Origin of the sequence: Pseudoalteromonas sp. P1-26, assembly GCF_001401795.1 — a bacterium.
Lineage (GTDB): Bacteria > Pseudomonadota > Gammaproteobacteria > Enterobacterales > Alteromonadaceae > Pseudoalteromonas.
Map to the genome: position 1 here is coordinate 35,141 of NZ_LKDX01000016.1, position 16,847 is coordinate 51,987.

The 16,847-nt window shown below is 41.6% G+C and carries 10 protein-coding genes; 3 read left to right on the plus strand and 7 right to left on the minus strand.

Going from position 1 to position 16,847, the window contains the following annotated elements:
- Positions 1-151: 151 nt before the first annotated feature.
- Together AN394_RS09970 and AN394_RS09975 are read left to right on the plus strand one after the other, a co-directional pair.
- A complete protein-coding gene (locus AN394_RS09970) occupies positions 152-3,106 on the plus strand; it encodes a glycoside hydrolase family 2 (RefSeq protein WP_055021418.1) in 2,955 nt (984 codons plus the stop codon).
- A gap of 218 nt (positions 3,107-3,324) precedes the next feature.
- Complete coding sequence (locus AN394_RS09975) at positions 3,325-5,505, plus strand: PHB depolymerase family esterase (protein WP_055021419.1); 2,181 nt, start codon at positions 3,325-3,327, stop codon at positions 5,503-5,505.
- Between the two features lie 46 nt (positions 5,506-5,551).
- On the opposite strand, the gene AN394_RS09980 is transcribed toward AN394_RS09975, so the two are convergent.
- From AN394_RS09980 to AN394_RS09995, 4 genes are all read right to left on the minus strand, one after another.
- The gene (locus tag AN394_RS09980) at positions 5,552-7,630 is read right to left on the minus strand and encodes a TonB-dependent siderophore receptor (RefSeq protein ID WP_055021420.1); all 2,079 of its coding nucleotides are present in this window, start codon (positions 7,628-7,630) and stop codon (positions 5,552-5,554) included.
- A gap of 230 nt (positions 7,631-7,860) precedes the next feature.
- Entirely contained in the window at positions 7,861-8,718 is an 858-nt protein-coding gene (locus AN394_RS09985) for a DMT family transporter (protein WP_055021421.1), read from the minus strand.
- Between the two features lie 150 nt (positions 8,719-8,868).
- Entirely contained in the window at positions 8,869-10,440 is a 1,572-nt protein-coding gene (locus AN394_RS09990) for a PepSY domain-containing protein (protein WP_055021422.1), read from the minus strand.
- A complete protein-coding gene (locus AN394_RS09995) occupies positions 10,437-10,727 on the minus strand; it encodes a hypothetical protein (protein WP_054562490.1) in 291 nt (96 codons plus the stop codon). The genes AN394_RS09990 and AN394_RS09995 overlap by 4 nt, the downstream gene beginning before the upstream one ends.
- A 444-nt stretch (positions 10,728-11,171) precedes the next feature.
- Between AN394_RS09995 and AN394_RS10000 the strand changes: the two genes are divergently transcribed.
- Positions 11,172-13,187, plus strand: coding sequence for a TonB-dependent receptor (locus AN394_RS10000; RefSeq protein ID WP_055021446.1), 2,016 nt, complete (start codon positions 11,172-11,174; stop codon positions 13,185-13,187).
- 32 nt (positions 13,188-13,219) lie between these two features.
- Here AN394_RS10000 and AN394_RS10005 read toward each other — a convergent pair whose 3' ends face one another.
- The 3 genes from AN394_RS10005 to AN394_RS10015 form a co-directional block, all read right to left on the minus strand.
- The gene (locus AN394_RS10005; RefSeq protein WP_055021423.1) at positions 13,220-14,896 is read right to left on the minus strand and encodes a methyl-accepting chemotaxis protein; all 1,677 of its coding nucleotides are present in this window, start codon (positions 14,894-14,896) and stop codon (positions 13,220-13,222) included.
- 160 nt (positions 14,897-15,056) lie between these two features.
- Positions 15,057-16,043, minus strand: coding sequence for a Gfo/Idh/MocA family protein (locus tag AN394_RS10010; RefSeq protein WP_055021424.1), 987 nt, complete (start codon positions 16,041-16,043; stop codon positions 15,057-15,059).
- Between the two features lie 2 nt (positions 16,044-16,045).
- Entirely contained in the window at positions 16,046-16,846 is an 801-nt protein-coding gene (locus AN394_RS10015) for a class I SAM-dependent methyltransferase (RefSeq protein ID WP_055021425.1), read from the minus strand.
- Position 16,847 lies beyond the last annotated feature (1 nt).

Here is a 16,847-nt window from a genome sequence, read left to right on the forward strand (position 1 = left end):
TGAGTAAAACACGCGAACAAGGTGGATGAAACCTCAAAATGCTACCGGTGGCAATTGTATTATGATATGTATATACTTAATGGTAATATTAGCTTGTGTAGACTAAAAATTTTCTAAAAACATTATAATTTCAACAGTTAGAGGAACACATATGAGGAAGGATTATTTTGGCCGGCTTGAAAAAAAGCTAAGGTTAATAAGCAAACCAGCATGGTTTGAAACCAGTATATTAAGAAATGCGTTTATCGCTTGCTTGAGCTTCTTGGTTGTAGCCTGTAATAGTCAGCAAAGTGTTGACATTCAGCCCAATGATGACGCTAAAACAGACATAATGATGTTAAGTGGGACTGGCAGTGATGATGCGGTGAAATGGGACTTTTACTGTAGTGAAGGGCAAAACTGTGGTCAATGGAGCAAAATAGATGTTCCTTCTAACTGGGAGCAACAAGGCTTCGGTAACTATGATTACGGCTACATCCCAGATAAACATAGCGAACAAGGTATTTATCGTCGTGATTTTAGCCTACCTGCTGATTGGTCTGGTCGCAAAATTGAAATTGTTTTTGATGGTGTGATGACAGATGCCACTGTGTTTGTGAACCAACAACAAGTGGGGCCAACTCACCAAGGTGGTTTTTATCGATTCAGCTATGACATAACGCCATTTTTAAAAAGTGGTGAAGCTAATGAGCTAAAGGTTGTGGTAGATAAAGTTTCGGCTAACAAAAGTATTGAAGCAGCAGAACGCGCAGCAGACTATTGGGTGTTCGGTGGTATCTATCGTCAAGTCTTTTTACAGTCTTTGCCACAATCTCATATTGACTGGGTTTCATTAGATGCAAAAGCGTCTGGTGAATTTAAAATGGATGTTTATCTCGAAGGACTTGATAATTCAAATGCTTCTGCTGTTGAAGCACAAATTTTAGATTTAGATGGCAACCCAGTAAGTGAAACGTTTAATGCCAAACTTGATGGTAACAAAGTGCATTTAGCCACTAATGTTGACTCTCCTGAGCTTTGGAGTGCCGAGACGCCTAATTTATATCAAGTACGTATTGATTTAAAAGAAGGCTCTAAAACTCTACATAGTTTCGATAAAACCTTTGGCTTTAGAACTTTTGAATTACGCCCACATGACGGCTTATATTTAAATGGCGAAAAAATTATCCTTAAAGGGGTTAACCGTCACAGCTTCCGTCCAGCAACTGGACGTACTATGACTAAACAAGCCAGCATCGATGACATTAAGACGATGAAAAGCATGAACATGAATGCTGTTAGAATGTCGCATTACCCACCCGATGTGCACTTTTTAGAAGCGGCAGATCGTCTTGGTATTTATGTTATTAATGAGTTAGGCACATGGCAAAAGCCAGTTATTGATACGCCATCAGCGAGACGCCTAGTTGCTCAGCTTGTTAAACGCGACCAAGCACACCCAAGTATTTTATTCTGGGCGAACGGTAATGAAGGCGGTTTTAATACCGATGTTGATGATGATTATCACCTTTATGACATTCAAAACCGTCCAATTCTTCATCCTTGGGAGTTGTTCCGTAATATCGATACTGATCATTACCCAACTTACTCGGAACTAGTAGCTAAAAAAGCCCGTAATGAAGTATTTTTCCCAACCGAGTTCTTACATGGCTTGTATGATGGTGGCCATGGTGCAGGTTTGAGAGATTTTTGGGACTTCATGATGTCAACTCCTGTTGGTGCCGGTGGTTTCCTATGGGTGTTTGCTGATGAGGGTGTTGAGCGTACAGATCAAAATGGCCGTGTTGATACCGACTTTAACCATGCGCCAGATGGTATTGTTGGACCTTATGGTGAAAAAGAAGCGAGCTTTTTTACAATTAAAGAAATTTGGTCACCAATCCAAGTTGAAAACTTAAAGAATGGCCAGTTACTTGCCGGTTCTTTTGACGGTCAGTTGCAAGTTAAAAACCTGTATGACTTTGTTGATCTATCAACTATGTCGCTCGAATGGCGTTTATATCAGCCAGTGACAGCGTTTTCTGATAAAAAGCAACTTGTAGCGAGCAATAAAGCCACACTCCCTGCTATTAAGCCAGACTCGACAGGAACAGTACAATTGAACTTACCTGACAATTGGCAGCAAAATGGGTGGTTAGAGGTTGAATTTTTTGACCAGCAGCAGAATTCAATTTGGACAGATGCTTGGCCTATCCAGAGTGCGGCTAAACTTGCAAAATTAACTCAAGAGCAATTTGAAAATCAGGCATCAGCAACTAAACCAGCTCAAATTGTTAGTCAAAACGAATCTGAGTTAGCGGTTAAGGCTGCTGATAGAAAAATTATTTTTGATGCAACAACAGGTCTATTAAAGTCATACAGTAAGCAAGGTCAAACTGCGGCGTTGACTAATGGTCCTAGGTTACTTCGTTCTGATAACTCACTAAATAAAGGGGTTTATAATGGTATTGGTTCATGGCTAACTCATGATCCAAATGCTGAGAAAGAAGCGCAACAAGATAAAAAACCGACAGAATTAAAGTCTGAAATTATTGCTAATGATTTAGTGATTGAAGTGATGAACCCGCCAGCAGGCATTACAAAGCTAACTTGGACTGTTCACCCTGAAGGTCATTTATCAATGGATGTTGATTACTGGCTTGACGGTGAATACATCCTTCATGGCGTTGGTTTTAATTATCCGAAAAAAGCAATTGAGCATAAACGTTGGTTAGGTGATGGCCCTTACCGTGTATGGGCTAACCGCTTAGAGGGCGTAAACTACTCTGTTTGGGAAAATGATTATAATGAAGGCGTTGCTGGCGAGCGCTGGGAATTACCAGAATTTAAAGGGTACTTCTCGGATATTCAGTGGCTTACATTAAGCTCTCAGCAAAGTGAAATCACTTTCTCTACTGCAACTCCAGATCTTTATGCGCGAGTTATGCAGCCTGATGATGGTGAGCGCCCTGATAATACATTAGCACTTAAATATGATGAAGAAATTAGCTTCTTACACAGAATTAGTGCAATAGGGTCTAAGTTCCATGCAGCCCACCACCTTGGCCCACAAGGTCGACCTGTGGCAGAAAGAGGAATAAACAATATCAAGCTAACGATATACTAATTTACAAAAAGTTACTCGTTTTAGTAAAAGCGCTGCAGAAACCTGCAGCGCTTTTTTGTTTTAATACACTAAAGTGCATTAATAAAGAGTGGTTATTTAGGCTTAAAATTTATTAGTGGTGTAGCACTATAGTTATAGGTCGCTTTTTAAATAGTTCTACTACATTGAGTTAGTCATTAACTGACAGACAACAATGATAACGACTATAAAGGCGATATATGCAAAAAGTAACACAATTATGTAAACGAAAATCAGCGTCGTTTACTCCGCTCGCAGTGCTCTGTGCTGCTATTTTCTCACAGCCAAGTTTTGCAGGGAGTTGGCAGCAAAATGTCAGCATTGGCGGTTTTAATAATGTTCATATTTACACTCCTGATACGCAATCAAGCATAGGCAATGGCCATTCTTTGATGCTTGTACTGCATGGCTGCGTGCAACCCATTAATAACTACTTAACTGCGAATCTCGAAGATGCAGCCGAAGCCCATGGCATGGTAATAGCCGTTCCTGATGCTATGAATAAAGCAGGCTATAGCTGCTGGTCATATTGGCAAGGAGCAATCAATCGCAGCTCTGGCGATTATAAAAATCTGGTTAATTTAGCCAATACATTGAGCGCTGATGCAACGCGTAATATTGACCCTAAACAAGTGTATATTGCAGGCTTATCATCTGGAGCCGCAATGGCTGCACAAACGGCTTGTGTAGCGCCTGATGTATTTGCTGGGGTTGCACCAAGCGCTGGGCCAACCATCGGCACAAGTTCAAGTGGGGCAATTTCGACCTGTGAAACAGTGTCTGAAAACACCTTTGTATCCCGCTGTGAAAGCTATGCTGGCAGTTATAAAGATCATTTTGCCACACAAATAGCGGCAATTGGTCATGGTACTGCCGATACCACAGTGAATACCTGTTACAACCAGCAAAACGCAGATGGCTTTGCTGCCCTTTATGGGGTTAATCAACTTTCAGGCACAACGACAATAAGTGATGATGCAACGCGTAACGCTGAGCAGTCACTTTGGCAAGAGAATCGGGTTGCTATGCTGTGGTTTAATAATTTGGATCATTCGTGGTCGGGCGGGCAAGGTGCGTCTGGCGATTATGTGGCGGCAAACAGTATTAATTTTGCAACCTATCTCGGTGGGTACTTTGCGGCTAATAATAAACGAGTTGATCGTAATGCAGGCCCTGAAATTACTAATTTAACTGCCACAGACAGTAATAATCAGCTCACCATTACAGGCAGTGCAGTCGACCCAGAAGGCAGTGTAACCAATGTTGATATTAACGTGTATAGCCTAGTCAGTGGCGCGGCAAGCTTAATTGAATCACTGAACGTGCAAGTCGATGCGAATAATACCTTTAGCGGGGTGACAAGTGCACTCAGCGATGGACTTTATGAAGTGCGTGTCAGTGCCACAGATAATGAAGCGAAACAAGGTGATGAAGCTAATCTTACGGTACGCGTTGGACCAGAGCCTGCAGCTACAGCACCACTACTGAGTGATACTGCGGCTAGTGTAAACGGGCAGTGCGCTACAGTGACGGGAACGGTGATTGATAATAATCAAAACTTAAGTACTGTAGTGGTCAGTTTTAGCAATGGTGATGTGACAGCTACAGTGAATGGGCTTGAGTATTTTGCTGAGCAATGCAATCTAGCTGGCGGCAATAATAGCGCAGTGATCACCGCAACAGATGATACCGCGCTGACATCAACAGATAGCATTAGTTTTGTCATCGATGCTGGCGTGACAGGCGATTACAATCTTCATATCAACGAAGGCCATATTAGTTGGGGCGAAGGTTATTCTGCCTGTTATTTAGCGTTTGGAACCGCTGCCTTTACAATGCGCGAGTATTCAGCGGGTACAAATCAATGTCAGTGGATTGCTGATGATGATTCAAGTTGTGCAGGGCCATTACAAGCATGCAAAACCACCACTGAACCGACTAATGACGCAGACAACGACGGTGTGCTCGACGGCGCAGATAATTGCCCGAATGTAGCGAATGCTGATCAAGCTGATAACGATAATGACGGGATTGGTAATGTGTGTGACAGCACTCCTGATGGTGAAACGAGTGACTCTGACAGCGATGGTGTTAGTGATAGCCTAGATAACTGCCCGCTGGTGGCCAATAGTGATCAACTGGATAGTGATGCAGATGGTGTGGGTGATGCGTGTGACTCAACACCGAATGGTGATTACCAATGCAGCGAAACTACTTCAAGCAACTATGCACATGTGCAAGCAAATCGCGCAACCACGAATGGTTCTTACGCCTATGCGGTGGGTTCAGGTGATAACCTAGGTCTTTATAACACTTTTTATACCAGTATCTTAGCGCAAACTAGTGCTGGGTATTATGAATTAGGTAATTGCCCTAATTAATAGATGTGTGTCGCCCATTCGGGCGACACTTTTTTCTAAACAGCGTTTAGAACTTATAAGTCAGAGTTAGGCTACCGTTTGTTGGCGCGCCATAATAACCCACAGTTTGTAAGCTATTGATGTATTGCTCATCAGTAATATTATTAACGTTTGCCTGTACTGCAACTTGGTCATTAATATTCCAACGCGCGAAGGCGTTTAGCAGCGCGTAACTACCTTGCTTAACATTGTAATCAGTGCTTTCGATTTTAGATTGCCAACGGCCATTTAAACCAACAACCACTGCATCTGTTAATGCATAGTCTACTGTTACACCAACAACATCGCGAGGTGCCCATTTATTGGTGTCATCACCATTTTCATCTGTTACATCAATATGCGTATAAGATGCGACGATATTCATAGCGTCGGTGATTTTACCTGTGACTTCAAATTCATAGCCTTCTGATTCAATAGACACGCCTTCATAGTAATAAATGCCATCTTCTGTCAGGCCTGCGTATTGCGCAAAGTTATCTTGCTCAGCAGTAAAATAAGCAAATGTTGTCATTAGGGCATCATCAAACCAAGAAGCCTTAACACCGGTTTCAAAGTTAGTGCCTTTGGTAGGTGCTAAGTATTGGCCGTTGTAATCAGCTTGCTCTTGTGGCTGATAAATATCTGAGTAACTAGCATATAAGTTTAAATCATCATTTAACTTATAGGTAAAACCGATATATGGGCTAGTTTCGCTCTCATCATTATCGATAGATGCACCGGCATTCATGCCTGAGCGTTCAAATTCAATAGCGTTAAAACCAACCACAGTAAATAATTTATCCGTAATATTTAACTGAGCAGAGCCAAAGTAACGGGTTAGCTTTTGTTCAATATCTGAATACAGAACCGGCTTTAACCATTCAGGTTCTGGGATCGCATCTAAATCGTACGGGAACGCAGGCGTTGGTCCATAAGCCGGTGTATTTGCAAAATCAAACGGGTATTGATACATCACATCATCACTTTTTGCATGGCTTACCCCAAAGCTTGCTTGGTGCTCTTTACCAAACAATTCAAAGGCACCAAATGCTTTGATTTCAAATAAATCAGCATCTACTTCGCTGTCGTAACGACCCGGCCAACCACTTAGGCCAAGGTTAGTATCTTTATCAATGCTGCCACTGGCATAAAACAGTTTATCTTGCTCTTCAAAACCACGGAAGTTGTAGCTCGCTTGAAGTTGCCACGCGTTTGCAAAAACATAGTTGTATTCAACAAATGCAGAGGTGTTAATGGTGTCCCACATTGTCCACTCTTGGGTGGTTGTGTCGCTGACATCCCATTTAGCTTGCGTACCATCTGTGTAGTTATAAACAAGGCCGCCCCAAGTATTGCCATCGGTATCTGCATCTTGATATGAATAACCAATAGTAACCGTTGAGTTATCTGTAAGCTGACCATCTACCACTGCAGAGAAAAACTCGCGGTTGTTCTCAAGGCCATCTAGGTATGACTCTTTATCTTCTGCAGCAGCCACAAAACGAGCAGCCCAACTACCTGATTCGGTTAGTAAAAGAGAATAGTCAGCTTGTAAACGTTTAAAATCCCATGAACCAACAGAGACGCCGATCTCGCCGCCGTTTTCGTTTTTAGGGCGTTTGCGCACATAGTTAAGCGTACCCGATGCATTACCTACACCAGTGAGTAAGCCATTGGCACCACGAATAACTTCAATTTTTTCGTAGCCGTATGCTTCCATTGCGCCGGTAACGATACCCCAGTCATTCGGTAAGCCAACGCCATCGATTTGTGTATTCTTAATTTCAAAACCACGTGATGTGTAGTTGGTACGGTTAGTTTCCCATTCTTCAACATTGATACCAGGTGCTAAGCGTAAAGCATCATTAATGTTAAAAGCGGAATAATTCTTTAGTTGCTCAGCAGAAATCACACTGATTGATTGCGGCGTTTCATCAATTTCTAGCGCTAAACCTGTCGCTCCTTCACTAATACGGTTTTGTCGAATACCCACAATTTCGATTTTTTCGAGATTAGCCTCTACGTCAGTCGTTTGCTCTGCAAAACTGATTTGAGGGTAAAGTGCACAAAGAATAGCGGTTGCAATAGGCAACTGAGTGAATTTCATTTTTATCTCCGCGTGTTATTAGCAAATTTTTATAGGGTTATTGTTTTTAATAAGGAAACAATCGGCGGGTAAGTTATCACAAGTGATAATAGTTATCATCACCATTCATCTCAAAAGTGATATGTTAATACAAATAAATGTAACAAATTGTTTCAAAGAGTTTTGTCTGTATGAAAAGGCGAGTTTACTAATTGGGTATGAAAAAGGCGCCCTGAGGCGCCTAGATAATTTTATTTATTATTACTCGACATCGAGCTGCCAACGGACGCGGTTATTACTAGTAAAATAGCTAACCATTGCCACACGCTTAAAAACTCACCTAGGATTATAAAGCCAGCTAATGCTGCAATCGCTGGCTCTAAACTCATCATAATGCTAAAGCCTTGCGCTGGCATATTACGTAGTGCCACCATTTCTAAGGTATAGGGCAGTGCACTTGACATGACTGCCACTAAAATACCGAGCGGTAATACTTCCCAACTCAATAGTGCAGCGCCTTGAGAAGCAGCACCATAAGGCACAAGTACAATCGCGGCGACGCTCATACCCATGGCAACGGTCATTCCGCCTGAGCCTTGGTTTCCGGTCTTTTTGCCAAACAATATATAAAACGCCCAACACGCTCCCGCCGCAAGGGCTAAAATAACACCTACAGGGTCAAGGCTGTCTTCGCCTTTCATATCTGGGAGCAATAAAATTATGCCAGCAATGGCGCAGGCGACCCAAAATAGGTCGCGTTTTTTATGTGACGAAAGAAGAGCAACCGCAAGGGGGCCAGTAAACTCTAGCGCTACACCTATCCCTAAAGGAATACGTTCAATCGCGTAATAAAACAGAATATTCATGCCTCCTAAACTCAAGCCATAAACGATGATCGGCATACGTTGCCCAATAGGCGGAAATGCGCGCCAAGGTTTAAACACAAGGCACAAAATAGCTGCTGAAAAGCCTAAGCGCAGTGCTGTGGTGCCTTCAGGGCCAATTAAAGGGAATAATTGCTTTGCAACAGAGGCTCCAGATTGAATGGTAACCATTGCGAGGAGCACGCAAATAACAGCAATAAAAAACGGTGGAATGGTGCGCTGCATCACTGTCCTTATGAAAGTTAATAGCTCAAGTTTGCGGCGATTCTACTGATGTTTTATTGGAGAAGAAATGTTTTTCGTTAAACGGACACAGATTTTCGATAAAGCAAAATTATGGGTATCAAATTGCTTTGATACCCATACTCAGAATGCTTAAGCTCGACTTGCTTGTTCAAAGGCTGGCATGATGTTTTGCGTGGTCTGTTTTTGTTGCTGGCGTTTGCCCATTTTAAAGAAAATAGCAGCAAATACAGCAGCGACAATGTCGACCATATAACTTGAGTAAAAGAGAGTGTTAACGTCACTTGAGGCAAGTTTTAAAAGTGTAGATAACACCATTAACGCACACAGGCTCGCTAGTATGTAAAAACCAGCAGTGGTTGCCTTTTGTACAGGGTTTAAGAAGCTATATATCACAAAAACAAAAAAAGCTGCGTAATAACTGTATAGGGTTGCGTTGTTTGTGTTGCTCACAAGAGTAGGTAGCCATTTTGCAGCAACGAGTGTGAAAGCGACAGCTATCATAGACCCTAAACAAACACCAATAGTGAGCCTAGCCATAAACAAGGTACTGCGTTTATTGGGGTCTTTTTTAAAGCGTTTATCTATCCATAATAAGTTACCTGAATAGAATAAGAAGGCGCCTAGTAACCCCATAATAAAGTAGCCCCAACGACCCCAATCTCCACCATAGGTGCCAAAATGGAGTGAGAAAATACTGGCAACCATGTTACCCCACACCGCATCTTCGCCTTGCGGGTAGCTTGAGTTAACCACTTCTAGCGTGTATGGGTTCATAAATAAGTAATCGGTATCCGGGCCACGTACTACCGCATTATTGTTACTCATCATAAACACCGCAGAAGGTGATGCTGAATTTAAATTACTATAGCGAATGTGGATTGGCTCATAGCCGGGGGCATAGCTTTTCGCTGCGAGTAATTGCTCATCAATACGTGGTAAGTTCTCAATATGAAAACTTTGCGCGGCAGGTGTAGGGCGCTGAAACAATGGCTTACCATCATAAAATTGCGCTAAACCACCATAAATAAAATCATGAAACGCAAACACTACCACAGTAAATGCAATGACTAAGTGAAATGGTAAACTGGCGATACCGATAAGGTTATGGCTATCGAGCCAGAATCGACTAGGCCCTTTTTCCTTACGCAGTGCAAAAAAGGTTTTAACTAATGTCGGCAGTAAAATAATTACCCCAGAGACCAAAGCTAAAAAGTACAAAACACAGGCAATGCCAAGAATATAAACACCAGATTGGTCATGGCCAATTTCGCCTATAAAGCCTGCTGTACGGTGTAAATAATCAACTAAATCGGCAAGTTCGTTTTCGGTTTGTGCGCTGACGTTTAATGTGCCATCAGCATTTAGGTGTGCGAAGTTAAGTTGTTTATCAAGCTCCATGCCTCGGGCATTGCCTTTGATATACCACGAAAGAGGTGCATCTTGGGTATGTAAATCAAGGTTAAAGCCTTTGGCAAGTTGCTCGCCTCGCTCATTAATCGCAGTATCTACCAGCGTTTGGTAGTCATAATTAGAGCTGGTGATTTTAGGAGCTTGAATAGGTGCTGCCCATTGCTGGATTTCATGCTTGAACATGGTCAAACTGCCCGCATAAAAACCAATAAACAGCACTAAACCTGCAATGATGCCTGTCCATGTGTGTACACCTTGATAGGTGCGAAGAATATCCGATCTTACTTTCATGATGCACTCCTTAGCATAAAAAACACCCCATAAAGCAGCACAGTTAAGCTGCCAAGCACAAGCCACGCTTGTTTTGCTGAGTTGAATAAATAACTAAAACTAAAAATGGTTAGCCAAACAGGCGTGATCATCCACATGTTAAATTGCACTTTATCGCGAGCATCAATGCCTCCTGGGCCATACCAAGCAAAAAAAGCAACGAAAATAAATGAGAGTGCCAGCCCTAAAAATACACCTGCTAGGGTTTTTCCTAACCAAGTCGGCTGGCGTTTAGATGAGCTTGTCATGAATTATCCTTTTCTTTGCAGCAGGCTAGTAAAAGGGATCAGCATCAACATTAGCATGATGCTAAAGATGATGAAGAACACGGTTGCCGTGGTTGAAAACTGTTGAAGGGCAAGTATTAGTGCGCAAACGGTTAACGTAATTGAAAGTAATCGCCATTGTTTTTTGATTGGTTTTTTTAAGAATCGCTGCTGCTTTCTGGTGCAGTAGAAAATACTGACAGCGAAAACGACAAGCAGGGTAACGGTAAAAATGAGCATAAGATTATAGTTGTAGTTGATGTTAAATCTTATTGTAAATGATAACTAAACTCAATTGCAATATTATTAGGCTTGTGTTAATTTCCTAGCGCTTTTCTATCAAACTTAATTTGTTTAATTCTAATAATCTCTTACGGGGAAAGGACATTGGCTACTGCATTTAAACTTAATTCACTCACCAAAGTTATGCTTGCATCATTACTTGTTACGCAAGGCTCAGCATGGGCTGACGACGACCAAAGCAGTCGAAAATCCATGGATACCATTGTTGTTACAGGTGAAAAAACAGAGAAGTCACTTAAAGAGACCATGTCGTCAGTGGCGGTTGTTGATAAGTCTTTACTAGAAAACGGCCAACTTGCTTCGATATCTGAAGCACTGTCAGAAATGGCGAACGTCGTTGTGTTAACGGGCTCGGTGCCAGATATGCGAGGCGTATCAGGTAATGGTGGTGCAACGGGTTTTAACTCATTTAGTGGTGGCTCAAAGGCTCGTGTTTCAACCTTGATTGATGGTGTTAGCCAACCGTTTGTAGCCGATTTAACCGGTGATACGGGGCTGTGGGATGTAGAGCAAATTGAAGTTTACCGAGGGCCGCAATCAACCAGTAATGGTCGTAACAGTATTGCGGGGGCTGTCTACATGACAACAAAAGCACCTACTCAAGAATTTGAAGGGGCAGTACGTGTCGGTTATCGCAACCAAGATAGCTACCTAGATACTGCCGCAGTGGTATCAGGGGCGTTAGTTGAAGATGTATTAGCATTTCGTTTATCAACTCAATATGTTGATGGCGAAACGTTTTCAAACCCACCGGTATACGAAACAAATCCAACTGATCGTGAATTAAACAAGTTAAATACCAGCAGCACACGCGCTAAATTACTTTACACACCAAATGAAGATCTTGCTGTACAGCTAACTTATTCAACTTACAGTGAAGAAGGTAATTCGGGTCGTAAATACTTTTTAGCGGATGAGCCATTTGATTATGAGCCACTATATCAACGTATTATGGATACTGAATCTGATACCACGCAAGTAAATGTTGATTACAAAATTAACGATGATTTATCGTTAGATGTTTTAGTTGCTTACATGGATTACAAATGGGGCTTTGAGGCATACGAGCCACTTGAAAGCGCAGAATCTGACGTATCAATGGATGAGAGTAATATCACTGTAGATTCCAAACTTAACTTTGGTTTAAGCAATGATTTTTACTCAGGCTTTGTTGGTCTTGCTTACTTTGATCGTGACCAAGACTTTGAAAGTGTGGGAGCAACCAACTATTACGGCGACGATAGCAGTAAATCGACCGCTGTTTATGGTGAAACAAGCTTTAACCTAAGCCGCGAATTAACATTAACAGCGGGTCTGCGTATTGAGCGTGAAGAACAATTACGTAATTTCAATATGGCATTTCGTGGTGATATGCTCGTTGAGCAACTTGATAATTCACACACACTACGTTTACCAAAGCTCGCGATTCAATATGATATTAGTGACGAAACGACTTTATTTGCCAGTGCACGTCGTGGCTACAACGCGGGTGGTGGCGCACTCGATTTTACCGCTGAAGATTATTACTATTACGACGAAGAAACCGTTAATACCTATGAAGTAGGTTCGCGCAGCGTTTTAAATAATGGCGACATGAATATTAGTGCTAATGTGTTTTACAATAACTTCAACGGTTATCAAGCGCTAAGCTCTGAGCGTAAAATCACTAATATTGAAGATGCTCATAGCTATGGTTTAGAAGTAGAAGCCTACAGCATGCTGGGCGATCAGTGGCAGTTACATGGCGGTTTCGGTTTATTGAAAACTAAAATTGATGAATCATCAGCCTTTCCTGATGCCGTAGGCAATGATTTAAACTCTGCACCGGAGTTAACGGCAAGTTTAGGTCTGTCGCATTGGTTTACCGATAGTTTAAAAGTGAATTTAAGTGCCAATTATGTTGATGAATTTTATGGTGACTTAACAAACACAGAAGAGCGTGTTGCGGGTGATTACACTATTACGCGTTTATCGATAACTTATGATACTGAACAATGGTTGATAAGTGCCTTCATCAACAACGCCTTAGATGAAGAAGCATATACCTCACAAGAACCTGTCAGTGGTCGTTACCCACAAGGCTATGTGGCAGTGGTTAACCCGCAAACTATCGGTGCATCTGTTACTTATCGATTTTAAACTAATCGCTAGTCGCTGAGCTGGATCAGCGACTAGCTTAATTTAAAGCGATTAATTTGCCCGTTTAAGTTATTCGCCAAGTTAGCCAGCTTACTCGATGAGTCCGAAATGCTTTGCGTTTGTTGCTGCGACTTTCGACTGGTATCTTGTACTTCGTTTAAGCGCTGGGCGATTTCTTCGGTCACTTGAGATTGCTGCTCAGATGCAGAAGCTATGGTCATATTGGCATCAGAAATGGCTTTTGCTTGTACGCTAATTTCATCGAGCATAAGGCCCACTTTTTCTGAGTTTATCACCGCTTCTTTAATTTGATTATCGCTAGAGCGTATCCTCTGCGTTACAGCATTGGTTGCAGATTGCAATGAGTCAATTTTATCTTGGATCTCAAGAGTAGAGCTTTGTGTGCGACTAGCTAAAGTTCTTACCTCATCAGCTACAACGGCAAAACCTCGGCCTTGTTCACCTGCTCTTGCAGCTTCGATTGCGGCATTGAGTGCCAATAAATTAGTTTGTTCGGCTATATTACTGATAACACTTAAAATAACCGTGACTTCATTTACTGATGCTTCTAATTGGTTAAGGTCTGTTAGTGATTTGGTGAGTGTATCGGCCACTGACTCAACAGAGCTAACTCCTTGTTGTACAACCTGTAGACCTTCTTGGGTTTTCTGATTAGCTGCGGTGGCACTGCTTGCCGCTTCTGCACAGTTTTGAGAGACTTCTTTAACGGCCGTTGAGTTTTCATAGACTGAGCTTGAAATCACCTCAATCGCTTGGCTTTGAATATCATTTAGCGTTTTAGCTTGCTGTGAAATTTCATCTAGGCTTTTTGCTGCCACTTGCGCTTGCTCTGATTGATCATGTATTTCTTTAAGTAGCTGAGATAGCTTATCAACCATAATATTAAAGCTGCTCGCAAGCTGGCCTATTTCGTCATCAGCTTTGTGATCAATATAACAAGATAAATCACCTTCAGAGATACGCTTTGCTTCATCAATTAAGGCATGAGTTGCTTTAATCACTTTTTTCTCTAATTGCCAGTAACACACTATCAAGGTAGCAATAATTGTCAGGACTAAAGCTGTGCTAATTAAACTTAGAGTGACAACATGATCATGATTGCTTTTAACATCCGCAGCACTTTTTTCCTCGACTGAACTTAAAAATGCTTTTACGGGTTGCTGAATTTTCTCAACTTCGGCCATGTAAGCATCGTTGGTTAAAAGCGTAATAGCTTGTACCCATCTTTTGTGCTCGCTTGTGGTTAAGTTATTTGTATCACGGCCAAGTAAATCATTGACTAAGCTAAACGCTCTTTCTTCTGTTTCAACTAGTTTGAGTGATAAGTCGTTGGATTTTTGCAAGAGAGCTAAATCATCAGCAGCCACATTAAAGGCCTTTAAACGCTGCACATAGCTTTTCTTTTCGCCATTTAGCCAAGCTGCTTTACCTTGAATTTGGTTAACAAGCTCTTGGTATTCTTCTTTATAGCGGTTTTCTAAGGTTACAACATGTTGACGAGCAAGTTCGGTTAGATGAATCGAATTTGAAGATGAAAACTTAGCAAGGTGACTTAGCTCATAGCGCTGTTGAGCCGACTCCATACTTTCATCTTGGCCTGATTGCAAAAATAGAATAATGAGGAGTAGACCTGCTGCAAGGGTAATAGTTGCTGCAAAAACGGATCTGAGTAAAAAGCGAATAGTCAAAATATTACCCTTCTCATTGAAAGTAAATATTATTAACCATAGTACAAAAATCTAATTTCAATAAAAATTACGAGTAAGTTAATTAGAGGTCGTCATTTAAGCTTGTAATGAAGGGGCTAAAAATAACAAGGGCAGTGTTCACTGCCCTTGAATAATGCATTTATTGGTCTGCGGGATACACAACACCAAGTTGGCTTCGTGCTTCATCGAGCACCGCCATAACTTGTTTTGACAGTGTATGAGTATTAACTGATGACTCAATTTGTCCGGCATTGGCAGCTTGAATAAAGTGGCTTACTTCATGGCGCATAAAGTGTTCATCAAATGGCTCAGAGAGCTCTTCAACTGTGCCATCGTTACCGATATATTGCATACGCTTTAATAAAGAGACTGCTTCGATACGAATACGGCCTTTTTCACCTTGGATCTCAGTAAAGTTATCGCCTTGCGAGATTTTCGAATAGCTGATCACCGCTTGCTTATCAGCGTAATTTAATAATACATCGCCAGCTCCATCAACGCCGGTTTCTAGTAACACACCACTGGCTTTTACACTCTGAGGCGCGCCCCATAATCCGAGTAAAATATACAGCGGATAGATACCTAAATCGACTAATGCACCGTTAGCAAATTCTGGCAAGAAAGTATTTGGTCGCTCGCCATTTTTATATTTATCGTAACGTGATGAGTACTGACTATATTGACCAATATATTTGCGGGGTGTGCCAATTTTTGTGATGGCATTTTTTAAGCGTGCAAAGTTTGGTAAATGGGTGGTCATCATCGCTTCCATGTATAAGCGTTGATGTGTTTTTGCCGCCTGAATGATGGCTTCAAGTTCTTTACTGTTAGCAGCTGAGGGCTTTTCACCTAAAACATGTTTACCTGCTTTTAAACACATTACAGCATAGTCTTTGTGTAAGCTATTTGGTGCGGCGATGTAGACGGCATCGACTAATGGGTCTTCGCATACTTGCTCAATATTGGTAAACACTTTTGCGTCTATAGCGTCGTGCTTTGCAAGGAAAGCCTCGCCTGTTTGCTGCTCTCGAGAGCACACACCATATAAGGAGAATTGTTCAATTTGTTTAGCTGCACTCAGTAGTGTATCGCTTATAAAATTGGTACCTACAATCACAAAGTTCATGGTTACTCCTCGTTGTTTTGTGCAAGCCTCGCTTGCCAATCCTGTTCAAATTTTTCCATTTGTTTATGTTTTTTGCTTAACAAATGTTTGTCTTCATCTTCTTGCGCCATGTAAGGACCAACGCGGCATAATGCACAGTGTTTTTCACCTAAATAAGCAGGTAAAGTCAGCTTATCGGTAATGTCATTGTCAGTTTTTTCGCTAAATACATAGGTAATGCCGCTGGTATCTTTAACGTGTTTATCGCGATCTACATTGCGAATTTTATAGCCCGGGAATAAATTAATATCGAATGGCATTTGCCCTAGATATTGGCAAGTCAGCCCTTGATTTAAGCTGCCTTCAATATTCCATTCGCGGTATGGTTTTACATCTTTAGAGGTGATGTAGCAGAGCATCGGGCCGTTTTTATCTAATGCGAACTGGCTTGCGTAGTCTAGGTAGCGATGCAACAAAGCACGGTTTAAAACATTCATACCACCTTGTTGGGTATGTGCTTTAAATGCAGCTTCACCTTTAAACGCTGGTATAAGTGGAAATTGAAAAATAACCACATCGAAACAGGCGCCATCTAAGCGCTGCCACGAGTCTGGCTTTGTGACATCAAACTCGGTGAGTGTTTCAATGTTAAGTTGTTGCAAGGCGCTAAGTGCATTGTCGGCATATTTTTGTTCTATGGTGTTTGCATCATCATAAGTTGAAGCAACAAGCTTGGCAGGTTTTATATAACGAGCAACAGAGTGTGAAAATGATAAATCACCATCGCCAACCGTTAATATGCGCCAACTAGGGTCTAAAAACATG